The 13,147-nt window shown below is 71.1% G+C and carries 15 protein-coding genes; 5 read left to right on the plus strand and 10 right to left on the minus strand.

Features of this window, described 5'->3' with window-relative positions; genetic code table 11:
• Window positions 1-33: 33 nt before the first annotated feature.
• Window positions 34-426: a cupin domain-containing protein gene (locus tag NIE111_RS06050; protein WP_091397116.1), complete on the minus strand. Its 393-nt coding sequence runs from the start codon at window positions 424-426 to the stop codon at window positions 34-36.
• A 246-nt stretch (window positions 427-672) separates the two neighbouring features.
• Entirely contained in the window at window positions 673-1,551 is an 879-nt protein-coding gene (locus NIE111_RS06055; RefSeq protein WP_238683430.1) for a sulfotransferase domain-containing protein, read from the minus strand.
• Between the two features lie 91 nt (window positions 1,552-1,642).
• On the opposite strand from NIE111_RS06055, the gene NIE111_RS06060 reads away from it, so the two are divergent.
• Window positions 1,643-2,710: a beta family protein gene (locus NIE111_RS06060; RefSeq protein ID WP_238683431.1), complete on the plus strand. Its 1,068-nt coding sequence runs from the start codon at window positions 1,643-1,645 to the stop codon at window positions 2,708-2,710.
• 8 nt (window positions 2,711-2,718) lie between these two features.
• Here NIE111_RS06060 and NIE111_RS06065 read toward each other — a convergent pair whose 3' ends face one another.
• The gene (locus NIE111_RS06065) at window positions 2,719-3,000 is read right to left on the minus strand and encodes an adhesin (RefSeq protein ID WP_088946415.1); all 282 of its coding nucleotides are present in this window, start codon (window positions 2,998-3,000) and stop codon (window positions 2,719-2,721) included.
• 192 nt (window positions 3,001-3,192) lie between these two features.
• Complete coding sequence (locus NIE111_RS06070) at window positions 3,193-4,266, minus strand: NAD(P)-binding domain-containing protein (protein ID WP_238683432.1); 1,074 nt, start codon at window positions 4,264-4,266, stop codon at window positions 3,193-3,195.
• A gap of 109 nt (window positions 4,267-4,375) precedes the next feature.
• Here NIE111_RS06070 and NIE111_RS06075 point away from each other — a divergent pair, with 109 nt between their 5' ends.
• Both NIE111_RS06075 and dacB read left to right on the plus strand, forming a co-directional pair.
• On the plus strand, window positions 4,376-5,092 hold the full coding sequence (locus NIE111_RS06075; protein ID WP_238683433.1) for an MIP/aquaporin family protein: 717 nt from the start codon (window positions 4,376-4,378) through the stop codon (window positions 5,090-5,092).
• Between the two features lie 66 nt (window positions 5,093-5,158).
• Complete coding sequence (dacB, locus tag NIE111_RS06080) at window positions 5,159-6,742, plus strand: D-alanyl-D-alanine carboxypeptidase/D-alanyl-D-alanine endopeptidase (RefSeq protein WP_238683434.1); 1,584 nt, start codon at window positions 5,159-5,161, stop codon at window positions 6,740-6,742.
• A 45-nt stretch (window positions 6,743-6,787) separates the two neighbouring features.
• Here dacB and NIE111_RS06085 read toward each other — a convergent pair whose 3' ends face one another.
• The 3 genes from NIE111_RS06085 to NIE111_RS06095 all read right to left on the minus strand — a co-directional run bounded on the left by NIE111_RS06085 (window position 6,788) and on the right by NIE111_RS06095 (window position 8,957).
• The gene (locus tag NIE111_RS06085; protein WP_238683435.1) at window positions 6,788-7,114 is read right to left on the minus strand and encodes a hypothetical protein; all 327 of its coding nucleotides are present in this window, start codon (window positions 7,112-7,114) and stop codon (window positions 6,788-6,790) included.
• Window positions 7,115-7,231: 117 nt separating this feature from the next.
• A complete protein-coding gene (locus tag NIE111_RS06090) occupies window positions 7,232-8,164 on the minus strand; it encodes a hypothetical protein (protein WP_238683436.1) in 933 nt (310 codons plus the stop codon).
• Between the two features lie 199 nt (window positions 8,165-8,363).
• Window positions 8,364-8,957 (minus strand): pentapeptide repeat-containing protein, encoded by a 594-nt coding sequence (locus tag NIE111_RS06095; RefSeq protein WP_238683437.1) that lies wholly within the window; start codon window positions 8,955-8,957, stop codon window positions 8,364-8,366.
• A gap of 96 nt (window positions 8,958-9,053) precedes the next feature.
• Between NIE111_RS06095 and NIE111_RS06100 the strand changes: the two genes are divergently transcribed.
• Window positions 9,054-10,286, plus strand: coding sequence for a serine hydrolase domain-containing protein (locus NIE111_RS06100; RefSeq protein ID WP_238683438.1), 1,233 nt, complete (start codon window positions 9,054-9,056; stop codon window positions 10,284-10,286).
• Between the two features lie 131 nt (window positions 10,287-10,417).
• Here the strand turns inward: NIE111_RS06100 and NIE111_RS06105 are convergent, their stop codons facing one another.
• A complete protein-coding gene (locus NIE111_RS06105; protein ID WP_238683439.1) occupies window positions 10,418-10,882 on the minus strand; it encodes a PPOX class F420-dependent oxidoreductase in 465 nt (154 codons plus the stop codon).
• A 42-nt stretch (window positions 10,883-10,924) separates the two neighbouring features.
• Complete coding sequence (locus tag NIE111_RS06110; protein WP_091393643.1) at window positions 10,925-11,563, minus strand: DUF6642 family protein; 639 nt, start codon at window positions 11,561-11,563, stop codon at window positions 10,925-10,927.
• A 305-nt stretch (window positions 11,564-11,868) separates the two neighbouring features.
• On the opposite strand from NIE111_RS06110, the gene NIE111_RS06115 reads away from it, so the two are divergent.
• Entirely contained in the window at window positions 11,869-12,648 is a 780-nt protein-coding gene (locus NIE111_RS06115) for a D-Ala-D-Ala carboxypeptidase family metallohydrolase (RefSeq protein WP_238683440.1), read from the plus strand.
• Between the two features lie 102 nt (window positions 12,649-12,750).
• Here NIE111_RS06115 and NIE111_RS06120 read toward each other — a convergent pair whose 3' ends face one another.
• Window positions 12,751-13,104, minus strand: a complete 354-nt coding sequence (locus tag NIE111_RS06120) for a hypothetical protein (RefSeq protein WP_225855057.1) — start codon at window positions 13,102-13,104, stop codon at window positions 12,751-12,753.
• Window positions 13,105-13,147: the final 43 nt, after the last annotated feature.

The following is a 13,147-nucleotide window of genomic DNA, read 5'->3' on the forward strand; positions in this document are numbered from 1 at the left end:
GTACCCGCCTCGGCCCGGATCAGGCCGGAACGATCACTCGGTCGGTGGCTCGTCCTCGCCCGCCGCCTCTGCCGCGTCGGCCTCTTCCTTGGTCTTGTGCACGGCCTTGTCGGCGTGCTCCGGCGGCCCGTAGACCGTGTAGAGCACCAGCGGGTTGGGGCCGGTGTTGACGAAGTTGTGCTTGGTGCCCGCCGGCACCACTACCAGGTCGCCAGCGACGACCTTCCGCTTCGCGCCGGCGACCCGCGCCTCGCCGACGCCGCTGACGAAGGTGAGGATCTGGTCGATGTCCTCGTGCACCTCCTCGCCGATCTCCCCATCGGCGGGGATGGTCATGATGACCAGCTGGGTGTGCTCACCGGTCCACAGCACGCGCCGGAAATCCGGGCTCTTCTCGGCGACAGTCGCGATAGTGAAATGCTCCATGTCCACGCTCATACCCCGTCTGGCGGCGCGCCACGCCGGGACTGGCGGATGGTGCAATTCCCCACGGGTGGCGGGTTTGGATCCGCGCGGACCGGGGATCGACAACGCTGACCGGCGCGAACGGCCGGTCGAGCCAGGTCCCCGCCGACGTACCGCCGAACGGCTGCGGTGGTGGGAGACGGCCAGAGCACGGCGACGTTCCGACAACTGTCGAAACGGCGCCGTGCGCTCTTGTGTGCCCGGGGCCTAGCGGTGCAGCCAGGTGAGCAGGTCGGGTGGGGCCAGCGCCGCGACCCGTTGCCGGTAGCGGGCCAGACCGGTCTCGTCCAGCAGGTCGCGTCCCTGGCCTGAGCCTCCCCGGCGAAAGAACGCCTGCCGGTCACGCAGCACGCCGAGCGTGTCCGGTGCGAGCTGGTCGGCGCGCTCCCGCATGCGACCGAAGGTGGCCGCCTCGACCAACTCCGGCCCCGGGCTCGGGAGGTTCCACAGGTCGGCCAGCCGGCGCATCTCACCGCCCAGATCCGCCATTAGGTCGTCGTAGTGCACCAGCTCGACGTTCGGCTCGTGCCGGCGCGCCCACGCGTCACCAATGTGCATCAGCACCCCGGGCAGCGAGTCCAGCTCGACTCGGGGGTCCACCTCCCGGTCGACCCAGCTCAGCAACCACTCGCGTACCGGAGGCCGCTCCCGGGGTGGCCCGGCCGGGGCGGGTTGGCCGGTCAGCTCGGCGATGCGCGCCCGGTCCAGGTTGGCGCTCTGGTGGTAGAGGGAGACCGCCATGTCCAGCGGATGCCGGGCCACCACCACGTACCGCGCCCGAGGGTCGAGCGGCACCCCGTCCAGCGGAGTGTGCGTCTTGATGAACCGCCGGTGTGGCTGGGCGGCCAGCCGGTCGTACACCGTGGCCCGCGGCTCGCCCAACCAGTCCAGCCACGGCGACAGCACTGTCAGCGGTGCCGGCAACTCCGGGGTACGGAGCACCAGGAGCGCACAGATCATCTGCATCCAGGTGGTGCCGCTCTTGGATCGGGTGCTGATCACGAGGTCGCCGTCGCGGAACGGGAAACCGGTCCACCGCGCGCTGTCCTCTTCGTCGGACTGGTAACGGTGAATCGGCGTGAGCATCGGTGGATGGTAGTCGCCGAACCGACAGTCGAGCAGCCGAATTCCGGCTTACATTCCTGGGGCCTGTGCGTATGCCTGGCTAGATTGAAGTATGGTGCCCGCCCACGGGGGCCGGGCGGCGGCACCGGTCTACCGCCCCATCCTCGCCAACCGACGAGGCGAGCTTGAGGCCCTGAGCCACCTCGATCCCGCGTACGCCGCGCTGGTCGCCCCGATCCTGGAGATCGGCGCGATCGGTCGGTCCACGATGGACGCCATTCGTCGGTTGCCATCCGGGCTGCTGCCCGCCATCGACGTCAGCGCACTGCCCGACATCCCCGAGGCGGAGCTGACCCGTTGGGGCGTACCGGTGGTGCCGGTGATCGGGCTCTCCGAGAGCGACCACCGGCTGGTAGCGCACGGCGCGGCGGCGCGGGCGTACGGCCGGAGCGCGCTCATCCGGCTGCGGACCGGCCGGGACCGGGCCGGACCGGACGCCAGCACCACAGCCGTGGAACGGATCTGGCGGTTCACCGGCCTCGCCCCTGAGGAGTGCGACCTGCTGGTGGACGCGGGGGACGTCTGCTGCCCGGCGGACGTGCGGACCGCCGAGCCCCGGGTACGCCACCTGCTGGACTGGGCACGTCGACACGCCTGGCGGTCGGTGACGGTGGCGGCAGGCGGTATGCCGCCGACGCTGTCCCGGTTGCCCACCGACGAGCCGGTCCCGCTGGACCGTTGGGACTGGCAACTGTGGCGGCGACTTGCCGACGCCGGGGTCGACTACGGCGACTACGGCGTCCACCCGGCCGGGCCGGGCACCGGTGACCCTGGCGACCGGTTGCCGACAGTGCGTTACACCGACGACGGCCGCTGGTGGGTCTACCGCTGGGCGCGACGCGGCGGCCGGGGCGACGACCGGTTCGCCGACCTGTGTCGCACGCTGGTGTCGGCACCGCACTGGCCCACCACCGGGGCGGCCTTCTCCTGGGGTGACCATGAGCTGCTGCGGCGGGCCCGCCGGGGCGCCGGGGCCGGCTCGACCGCCAACTGGGCGGCGTGGAGCACCTCGCACCACCTGGCCCACGTGCTGGCCACGCTGTTGCACCCGGCCGGGGAGGGCACGCCGCGGTGGCACCCCGGGCAGGGGCCACCGCAGCGGGGACGATCGCTGCGGTGAGGCCGGGTCTACTGCCTCTCGGTGAAGCCGAACTGGATGATGCCCTCGTCGTCGACTGTGGCATCCACCGACGCGTCGCCGAGCAGCTCGGCGGCGTCCTCGTCCAGGAAGATCCGGGCGCCCTGGTTGTCGACCACCCGATCGCCCTGCGCCGGTTCGGGCACCAGTTCGACGGTGAGCGAGCCCGCCTCGGTGTCGGCGGCGATACGCACCCCGCCGTCCTGGGCGACGTCCTGTTGGTTGGCGAGGTCACGGATGACGAGCACGGCGTTATCGGTCATGGTGAGCATTGATGGAACTCCTCGTGAATTGTCGGCTCGCGGTCGGATACCGCGCGGACCGGACAGTCGGCCCGCGTACGAGCACACGTGGGAGGCGACAGAGGGGCGAACGGTCATCGCCGTCGCATCGGATCGGGGCAGCTGACGGCCCCGTCACTCCCACCGTGCCCGCTGGCCGACCATCCGTCAAATAGAGCCAGGTCAGTGGAGAGCGGCGGCCGGCTCCAGCCAGGCGCGAATCTCGTTGACCGCCGCGCGGCCGGCCCGGTTGGCTCCGATCGTGCTGGCCGAGGGGCCGTACCCGACCAGGTGAACCCGCGCGTCGGCGACCACCCGGGTGCCGTCCATCGTGATACCGCCGCCGGGCGCGCGCAGCCCCAGCGGGGCGAGGTGGTCGATGGCCGCCCGGAAGCCGGTGCACCACAGGATCACGTCCGCCGGCACGAACCGCCCGTCCGTCCAGGCCACCCCGTCGGGCGTGATCCGCTCGAACATGGGTAGCCGGTCGAGGACGCCGCGCTCACGCAGTCGGCGTACCTCCGGGGTGACCGGCAGCCCGGTCACGCCCACCACACTGCCCGGCGGTCGGCCAGCCCGGACCGCTTGGTCCACCCGGGCCACAGCGGCCCGACCCAGCTCCTGGCCGAACTCCCCGTCGTTGAACGTCGGCGGCCGGCGGGTCACCCAGGTGGTGGCCGCCGCCACTGTGGAGACCTCACCGAGCAGTTGCACGGCCGAGGTGCCGCCGCCGACCACCACCACGCGCAAGCCGGTGAACTCGGCCGGCCCTCGATAGTCGGCGGTGTGCAACTGGCGTCCGCGAAACGTCGACCGGCCCGGGTAGTGCGGCCAGAACGGCCGCGTCCAGGTGCCGGTGGCGTTGATCAGGGCGCGGGCGGTCCAGGTGCCCCGGTCGGTGTGCACGTCCAGTCGCCCATCCGGGCGGGAGTGCACCCCCCGGACCCGCACCGGCCGCCGCACCGGCAGGTCGAAGGCCCTCTCGTACGCGGCGAAGTAGGCGCTGACCTGCTCGGAAGCCGGGCGATGCGGCGTGGTGGGCGGGAGCGGCAACCCGGGCAGGTCGTGGAAGCCGTGCACCCGGTCGAAGACCAGCGTCGGCCAGCGGTGCTGCCAGGCGCCGCCGGGCCCGTTGTCGGCGTCGAGGATGACGAAGCCGCTGCCGGGTGCGAAGCCGGTGCGGTGCAGGTGGTAGCCGGCGCTCAGGCCTGCCTGCCCGGCACCGATCACCACCACGTCCGCGGAGTGGGTGTCCACGTGGGCTACAACGCGCCGGACGTCACCGCTGTGCCCGTCCTCGACCGTCGCGCCGATCACAGACGGCCATTACGGCTTCGGCCGCCTGAGCTGCACTTACGCTGAGTGAATGAGCGACTTCCGTCGGTACGCGGCCGAGTTCCTCGGCACCCTGCTGCTGGTGTTCTTCGGGGTGGGCAGCGCGGTCGCCGCACGGGTCCAGGGCGGCGTGGTGGTGGTGGCGCTGGCCTTCGGGTTCGTGATGGTGGCCCTCGTCTACACGATCGGCCCACTCTCCGGCAGCCACGTCAACCCAGCGGTGACACTCGGTGTGCTGCTCTCCGGCAAGATCTCGGTGCTCGGGGCTGTGGCGTACTGGATCGCGCAGTTCGTCGGCGCGACCGTGGCGGGCTTCGTGCTCTGGGCGCTGACCCGATGGGGTGACGTAGCGGACCAGACCGGAGCCCTGGGCACGAACGGCTACGGCGCGCACATCAACCGGGGCGGCGCGGCGGTGCTGGAAGTCGTGCTGACCTTCCTCTTCGTGCTGGTCGTGCTGGTGGTGACGAGTCGGAGTGAGAATCCGGGAACCGCCGGACTGGCCATCGGTTTGGCCCTGGCCGTGACCCAACTGGTGGGCGTGACGCTGACCGGCGCCGCGGTCAATCCGGCCCGCGCGTTCGGCCCGGCGGTCTTCGAGGGCGGCGTGGCGCTACGGCAACTCTGGGTGTTCATCGTCTTCCCGCTGCTCGGTGGGGCGCTCGCCGCGCTGGTCGCACCTCTGGTGATGGGGGCGCAGCGGCACTACTGGGGTGGCCACGAGAAGACGGTCGGTGGGCCGAAGTAGCCCACACGGCAATATCTTTCGCTTGAGGGCCTTCTCCGGCGAATATCTCCGTGACAGCATCAGCGGATGCATCGCCGTCACTTTCCCCCGGCCGTCGCGCTGCTCGCGCTGGTAGCCACAGCGGCCACCGCCGCCGCGCCCAGTGCCACCGCCGAGTCGCCCACCCCCGCGACGACCCAGCTGCGTGCCACCATCGACACGATCCTCGCCGACACCCGGTTGGCCGGCGCGCAGGCCTCGGTGGTCGTGGTCGACACCAGCACGGGACAGACGCTCTACGACCGCAACGGTGACCGCCGGCTGGTTCCGGCGTCAAACACCAAGCTGCTGACCTCGACGGCCGCCCTTGAGCTGCTCGGCCCGGGTCACCGTTTCAGCACCGACGTACGGGCCAGCGGCAAGCGCCGTGCGGGCCTGCTCTCCGGCAACCTCTACCTGCGCGGCGGAGGCGATCCGACGATGCTCGCCGCCGACTACGACGCGCTCGCCGCGCAGGTCGCCGCCGACGGCGTACGGGTGGTCACCGGAAACCTGGTCGCCGACGACACCCGCTACGACCGCACCCGACTCGGCCCCGACTGGACCTGGGACGACGAGCCCTACTACTACGCCGCGCAGGTCTCGGCGCTGACCATCGCCCCGGACACCGACTACGACGCGGGCACCGTGATCGTGCGCGCCGCACCGGCGGGCCGGGCCGGCGCCCCGCCGGTGGTCACCACCACCCCCGCCACCGGGTACGTCCGCGTCGACAACCGCGCCCAGACGGTCAGCGACGGCGAGACCTCGATCTCGATCGAGCGCGAGCACGGCGGCAACACCGTCGTGGTGACCGGTCAGATCGCCGTCGGCGACGAACCCGCCAGCGACTGGGTCACCGTCTGGGAACCCACCGGCTACGCGGCCGACGTGTTCCGGGCGGCACTGCACCGACACGGCGTCCGGGTGCTCGGCCGGACCGTGCTCGGCCAGCCCACTCCGGAGACGGCCGACCCGGTGGCGCGCCACGACTCGATGAGTCTGGGCGAGCTGATGACGCCATTCCTGAAGCTGTCCAACAACGGGCACGCCGAGGTGTTGACCAAGGAGATCGGTCGGGTGCTCTCCGGCTCGGGCACCTGGACCGCCGGGCTCACAGCGATCAGCGAATACGTCGCCGACACCGGAATGGACACCGGGAGACTGCGCCAGCGTGACGGCTCAGGATTGTCCCGACGCAACCTGATTCCGGCGGCGGAATTCGTCGACCTGCTGAGCGCCGTCCGCGCCGAACCGTGGTTCGCGACCTGGTACGCGGCGCTGCCGATCGCCGGTCAGCCCGAGCGGTTCGTCGGCGGCACCCTGCGCAGCCGGATGGCCGACACGCCAGCCGCGGGCAACGTGCACGCCAAGACCGGCAGCCTGACCGGTGTCTCCGGGCTCTCCGGCTACGTCACCAGCGCCGATGGTCGGCTGCTGGCGTTCTCCATCCTGCTGAACAACTACCTCACGGCGTCGGTGAAGTCGATGGAGGACCAGATCGCCGTGGCGCTGGCCGGCTTCCGCGAGGGTGGTGCGTCGACGGCACGGGTGGCCCCGCCGGCGGTGCCGGAGACGCCGCGCACCCCGGAGGGCGTCGAGTGCTCCTGGATCAAACCGATCACCTGCTGAGCGACGGCCGGGAGGCGCGGACGCACCTCCCGGCCCAGCGAGCGCTCAGGCCGGACGGTCCGGTGGGGGGACCACCGCCGTCGGGTCACCACGTTCGATGAGCGCGGCGATCTCAGCGGCCCGCAGCCCGCGCAGCGCCAGCACCCGGGTGCCCCAGCGGTGCAGGCGGCACGGGTGCGGGCTGGCATCGTTACGGCAGACCACACCCCCGGACCACCGTCGGGGGGCGTGCACCACCACCGCCCGTACGGCGAACTGGGTGTCCTCGCCCGTGACGTACGGCGGCAGGGGGATGTCGCGAAGAACCTCCCCGGACGCTTCGCCGATGCCGGACGAAGCGGCACGACGGTCGCGGTGGGCGATGCTACTCATCTCCGCTGCCTCCACACTGGATGGTCGGATGGGGACAGCAGAAAGTTACGGCGCATTCGACGGTCTGCGACGGACAAACTGTCCCGCTCTCCGAACGCACAGCGATCAGTCAGTCAGTCACCGCACCGTCACGGCCTGGAGGCCGACGTTGCCGCAGTGCGACGTGAAGACCTTCTCGACGGTCCAGGTCAGCAGCAGCCGGGCACCCTTCGGCGCTGTGAAGCGGATGGTGAACTGGGCGCTCTGGCTGGTGTAGGGGTCTTCGAGTCGGGCGATGCTGGTCGGCCCGCCGGTCGACAGCCGCGCTTCCAGTCGCCCCCGAGCCATCCAGATGCCACCGTAGAGCTGGACCGTGCGCGGCTCACCACTGCCGGCGACGGCGACGCTGAACCCGTTCCCGGCACCGCAGGCGTAGACGCCGTTGGAGCTGCCGCTCGTCGACCGCTCCGGCGTGCCGTCGGCCCAGCGCACGTACTCCTGGTTGCCGTCCCAACCGACCCGCCGGCCCGGGCCACCTCCGTCGATGATCTCGCCGGAGCCGGAACGCTTGCGGTTCATCGATCTGCCGCCGCGCTCCCCCCAGTGCACCCAGTCCCGAGCGCCAACGGCGGTGAGGTCGACGATGGCGGGCATCTCGCCCCGGCTCACCGTCAGCGCCGGCGAATCGGGCTTCGGCGGTGGCGGGGCGGGCGTGCTGGCCGACGGCGTCGGGTCCGGCGAGGGTGGTCGCTGGCGCGGACGCAGACCGGGCGTCGCCGGCCCCGCCTCGCCGGTGCGCCCGTCGGCGGCCGGCACACCGGGGGGACGTGCGGACACACTGCCCGGGCCCGCCTGGTCGTCGTCCGGCGCCGGACCGGACCGGGTGGCGAGGTACGAGATCAACACCACCAGGCAGACGAGGACGGCGGCTCCCTCCACCGCCCAGCGCCGCCGCTGTCGGGCGCGGCGCAACACGCTGCGGGTCACCCCGGCGGTAATGGCACGCGGACGGTGCTTCGGCGGCGCGTCGCCAGCCCTCGAACCAGCCCGCGTGCGGTCTTCGTCCGCCACCGACCCCTCCAACTCCGCCGCCCGGCCGTTTTGGACCGCCGAGGACCACACCATCCACTGTGGGCAGTTTCACGTTTGCCCCGGGCGTGGACGACACGCTAGATCCGGACTACCGGACGTGTCCAGCCCACAATGGGACGCTGCCGGACAACCCGGCCGCCCGCCCAGGCACCTGGGCAGACCACCAGTGCTTCCGGGGTCAGCCGATCCGGAAGCCGAGCAGTTGCGCGACGACCACTGCCTGCTCGACGTCGATCACGGCACCGGCCCGTTCGACGACCGTCGGATCCAGCGCTGTGAGATCGCTGCCCCGCAGGTCGGCGCCGCCGAGCCGGACGTTCGTCAGCTGCGCCCCGGAAAGATCGACACCGGTGACCGTAGCACCGGTGAGGTTGGCCCTGGTGAGGTCCACCTCGCGCATGCGCACCCCGGTCAGCCGGATGCCACGCAGGTCGGCACCGGGCAACGCGACGAAGGACCAGTCACCGCCGTCCACCGTCAACGGACGCAGATCGCACTCGCTGAAGGTGCTGCCGACCAGCTTGCAGCCGGTGAACTCGGCCTCGAAGAAGTTGCACCGCCGAAACACGCAACGGGTGAAGGCGGAGTCGACATGCCGGGAGGCGTTGAACGCCACGTTGCCGAACGTGCACCCGGTGAAGACCGCGCCCCTGCTCACCGCCTCGGTCAGGTCCACACCGAAGAACTCACAACCCACGAAGTGCCGGTCGGTCAGCTCCTCGCCGTACCAGTCCTCGTTGCGGAAGGTCACGTCCTCGGTCAACTCCGGCATCCGGCCAGGTTAGTGGGCGTCGCCGACGGCCGACGGCCGGCGGGCCGACGCCGACCCCCTTCCGGTGTCGGTGTACCGGCGAGTACGTTCGGCGGCGTGAGTGTGGCTCGGAGCAGGGACCCGGATCAGATCGGTTTCGACACGGCGCGGCTGGCACGCATCGACGAGCACTTCGGCCGGTACGTCGACGACGGCAGGCTGGCCGGCTGGCAGGTGGTGGTCACCCGTCGCGGTGAGGTGGCGCACTCCTCGACGTACGGGCTGCGCGACCGGGAGTCGGGCGCACCGGTCGAGGCCGACACTCTGTGGCGGATCTACTCGATGACCAAGCCGGTCACCTCGGTCGCGGCGATGATGCTGTGGGAGGAGGGCCGGTTCGAGCTGACCGACGAGATCAGCCGCTGGCTGCCCGAGTTCGCAGACCTGCGGGTCTACTCCAAGGGGTCGGCGCTCAAGCCGTACACGGTGCCGGCGGTCGAGCCGATCCGGGTCTGGCACCTGCTCACCCACACGGCCGGCCTGACGTACGGCTTCATGCAGACCTCGGTGGTCGACGGGCTCTACCGGGCCGCCGGCTACGACCTGTACCCGCCGGCGGACGTCGACCTGGCCGGCGCCTGTGCGGCCTTCGGCGAACTGCCGCTGCTGTTTCAGCCCGGCTCGGCGTGGGGCTACTCCGTCGCCACCGACGTGCTGGGCCGACTCGTCGAGGTGATCTCCGGGCAGAGCCTCGACGCGTTCTTCGCCGACCGGATCTTCGACCCACTGGGCATGACCGACACCCGCTGGTGGGTGGAGGGCGACGAGGCCGACCGGCTGGCCGCGCTCTACGTACCGGAACCGCGCAGCGGCCGGGCCGTCCGCTACGACAGCCTGGGGTCGCTCGCGTTCGGCAAGCCGGCGCTGCTCTCCGGCGGTGGCGGCCTGATCTCCAGCGCCGCCGACTACCACCGGTTCACGCAGTTGCTGCTGCGCGGCGGCGAGCTGGACGGCGTCCGGCTACTCGGGCCGCGCACGGTGCGGTTCATGACCCGCAACCACCTGCCCGGCGGTCAGGACCTGGGCACCCTGTCCACCGGCGGCTTCGCCGAGACCACCCTGGACGGGATCGGCTTCGGCCTCGGCTTCGCGGTGGTCGACGACCCGATCCCCAGCCGGGTGCCCAGCAGCGTCGGCGAGTACTACTGGGGCGGGGTGGCCAGCACCGCGTTCTGGGTCGACCCGGCCGAGGAGATCACCGCGCTGCTGTTCACGCAGCTGATGCCGTCGAGCACCTACCCGCTCCGCTCCCAGCTGCGCCAGCTCGTCTACGCCGCCCTGGTCGACTGACCCCGCCGGAGGCGCTGACGGACCCCACCCAGCCCTGCCGATCTTGCACTTTGTGTTGTCTAGATGACCCTGATGAGTCGTTTGTCGGGACAGAAACTGCAAGATCGACGGAATGCCCGGCGAAGGAACGGTCAGTCGGCGAGGCGGGCCGGGAAGCCACCGGTGGCGATCGGACCCCAGGCGTCGATGGTGACCCGGATCAGCGACTTGCCCTGACGCACCATCGCCGCCCGGTAGTCGTCCCAGTCCGGGTGCTCGCCGGAGATGCTGCGGAAGTATTCGACCAGCGGCTCCAGCGCCTCGGGCAGGTCGAGCACCTCGGCGGTGCCGTCGATCTGCACCCAGGGGCCGTTCCAGTCGTCGCTGAGCACGCAGGCCGACACCCGGGGGTCGCGGCGGAGGTTGGTCACCTTGGCCCGCTCGGGGTAGGTGGAGACGACCAGCCGCCCCTGCCCGTCGACCCCGGCGGAGACCGGGGAGGACTGCGGTCGCCCGTCGGCCCGGGTGGTCATCAGCACGACGCGGTGTCGCGGCCGGAGGAAGTCGAGCAGGCCGTCCCGGTCGACCCGGGTGTTCCTTGCGATGCTGCGTGCCATTCCCCGTTCCTACCAGGGTGCGGGCGCAACGGTGGCGGCGGGTCAGCGGGGTCGGGCCGCGGCGCGGTGAACCGCCTGGGTGGGCACCCGGGGGCGGCCGGACGGACGCCAGGCCCGACCGTTGGCGTAGATCACCCGAAAACCGAGGTACGACGCGAGCGGCGCCCAGTGGGCGGAGCCCATCCGCAGCTCGGCGGCATTGTGTCGCTGGCCGTTGGCGAGCACGTCGAGGAGCACCGTTTCGAAGGCTGCCGATTCGACCCAGTCGACCTCCCGGGTGAAACCGCAGATCAGAGCGGCTCCGGTGACCTCCAGGAACTCGCGCAGCACCGCGTCCGAGGCGCGCAGCACCGAGCAGCTGCCGAAATAGAGTCGCCGGCCCTCGGCGCGGCCGGCCATCAGCTCGGCCACCTCGTTCAACTCCACTGACTGCCAGTCGGTGAGGCAGAGCCGGCTCGGCTCACCGTGCATGGCGAAGAAGCCGACCCGGTGGTCGGCGTACTGCTTGAGCAGCCAACGGTCCAGGAAGTAGAACAACTCGTCGCGGGTGGCCGCGTCCTTGTGGATGAAGCGGATCTTGCCCAGCCGCTCCAGCAGCTCCAGCGTGGGCAGCACCGAGCCCCGTTCGTTGAGGTCACGGTGCCACTGACCCTCGACACAGAAGACGCCACCGCGTGCCACGCGCACCTCCGCCAGTCCGCCGCCCGGGGGCTGACGTTACCGGCCGCCATCACCCCGGGAACATCACCCGCCGTGTGGCAGATTGCGACGTTCGGTGCCCTTGACCGCAGGAGGGGCGATCGGCCGGAAATGGCTGTTTCGCAAATCAGCCGAATTCCCAGGCAATACCCAGGGACAGCGGATTGTGAGCACGATTCTCGTTAACCACCTCCAACCGCACTGATCAGTGCGAGGGTGGAAATCACGGGACTTCTCGGTCGATGTCCTGGAGCCACCCCATTCGCTCTCCTATCGGGAGGACTTCTGTGCGCGTAAACACCTTGAAGCGGGTCGCCGTCGCATTCGCCCTGGCACTGCCCGGGGCCGCAATCGCCACGGTGATCGCCGCACCGGCGGCGTACGCGGACGGCTGTTACACCTGGAACCGCACCCTGACCCAGGGGCGCTCCGGCGACGACGTCCGCCAGTTGCAGATCCGGGTCGCCGGGTGGGCCGGCTACCGGGACATCGTGGAGAACGACGGCCGCTACGGGCCGAAGACCGCCGCCGCGGTCAAGCGGTTCCAGCAGGCGTACGGGCTGCGCGCCGACGGCATCGCCGGCCCACAGACCTTCGCCAAGCTGTACCAACTCCAGGACAACGACTGCACGCCCGCGCACTTCACCTACGGCGAGTTGGACAACGGGTGCGGCGGGAGCGGGTGGAGCGGCGGCCCGCTGTCGGCGAACCAGACCAAGCAGAACGCGCTGCGCACCATGTGGAAGCTTGAGGCGCTGCGCAAGAGCCTCGGTGACAAACCGCTCAACGTGTCGAGCGGTTTCCGCAGTCGCGCCTGCAACAACCAGGTCGGCGGGGCGTCCGACAGCCAACACCTGTACGGCAACGCGGCCGACGTGACCTCACGGACGTCCTCGCTGTGCCAGGTCGCCCGCGGCGCCCGTAACAGCGGCTTCAGTGGGATCTACGGGCCGGGCTACCCCGACCACGACGACCACGTGCACGTCGACTCACGTCGGGAGAACAACAGCGACGACAGCTCGAACACGACGAGCTGGTCCGCCCCGGACTGCGGGGTCGGCAACTGAGCCCACCCGCTCGTAGCGACGTCGGCCCGACGCGGAGGGGGAATCCTCGCGTCGAGCCGACGTCGTGTCGCCCCGGGTCGGATGGGCGGAGGGGTAGCGCGCTCAGCTCGCCCGGGGCCAGCGCGGCGCGGTGACGGGGGGAGTCACCGGCCGGCCAGCAGCGGTGGGCCGTACCCCCTGGGGGACGACCCGCGCGGCCTGTTGCCGCGACGGCCCGGTCGCCGTGAACGGGAACGGCACGTGCACGAACGGATTGCCATGCCGGATCAACGCCTCGATCTGCCGCTCGTTGAGCCCGTGTGTCTCCAACACCCGACGCCCCCAGCGGTGCAGACGGCACGGGTAGGAAGCGCCGTCGTTGCGGCACAGCGGCCCGGTGGGCCACTCCTCGGCGGTGTGCACGACCACCGCCCGGACCGCGAGCCGGACATCCTCCGGGGTCAGTGGTGCCGGCATTGGCACCTCACCCAGTACCTGATCGATGGGATCCGTCGACTGC

The organism is Micromonospora hortensis (assembly GCF_022230935.1).
Classification (GTDB): domain Bacteria; phylum Actinomycetota; class Actinomycetes; order Mycobacteriales; family Micromonosporaceae; genus Micromonospora; species Micromonospora hortensis.

Bases quoted from the DNA above. Each gene is read 5' to 3' on its own strand.
- NIE111_RS06060 (WP_238683431.1), top strand. From the start codon at position 1,643: ATGGTGCCCGCCCACGGGGGCCGGGCGGCGGCACCGGTCTACCGCCCC.
- NIE111_RS06065 (WP_088946415.1), bottom strand. From the start codon at position 3,000: ATGCTCACCATGACCGATAACGCCGTGCTCGTCATCCGTGACCTCGCC.
- NIE111_RS06050 (WP_091397116.1), bottom strand. From the start codon at position 426: ATGGAGCATTTCACTATCGCGACTGTCGCCGAGAAGAGCCCGGATTTC.
- NIE111_RS06075 (WP_238683433.1), top strand. From the start codon at position 4,376: ATGAGCGACTTCCGTCGGTACGCGGCCGAGTTCCTCGGCACCCTGCTG.
- dacB (WP_238683434.1), top strand. From the start codon at position 5,159: ATGCATCGCCGTCACTTTCCCCCGGCCGTCGCGCTGCTCGCGCTGGTA.
- NIE111_RS06085 (WP_238683435.1), bottom strand. From the start codon at position 7,114: ATGAGTAGCATCGCCCACCGCGACCGTCGTGCCGCTTCGTCCGGCATC.
- NIE111_RS06120 (WP_225855057.1), bottom strand. From the start codon at position 13,104: ATGCCGGCACCACTGACCCCGGAGGATGTCCGGCTCGCGGTCCGGGCG.
- NIE111_RS06095 (WP_238683437.1), bottom strand. From the start codon at position 8,957: ATGCCGGAGTTGACCGAGGACGTGACCTTCCGCAACGAGGACTGGTAC.
- NIE111_RS06105 (WP_238683439.1), bottom strand. From the start codon at position 10,882: ATGGCACGCAGCATCGCAAGGAACACCCGGGTCGACCGGGACGGCCTG.
- NIE111_RS06055 (WP_238683430.1), bottom strand. From the start codon at position 1,551: ATGCTCACGCCGATTCACCGTTACCAGTCCGACGAAGAGGACAGCGCG.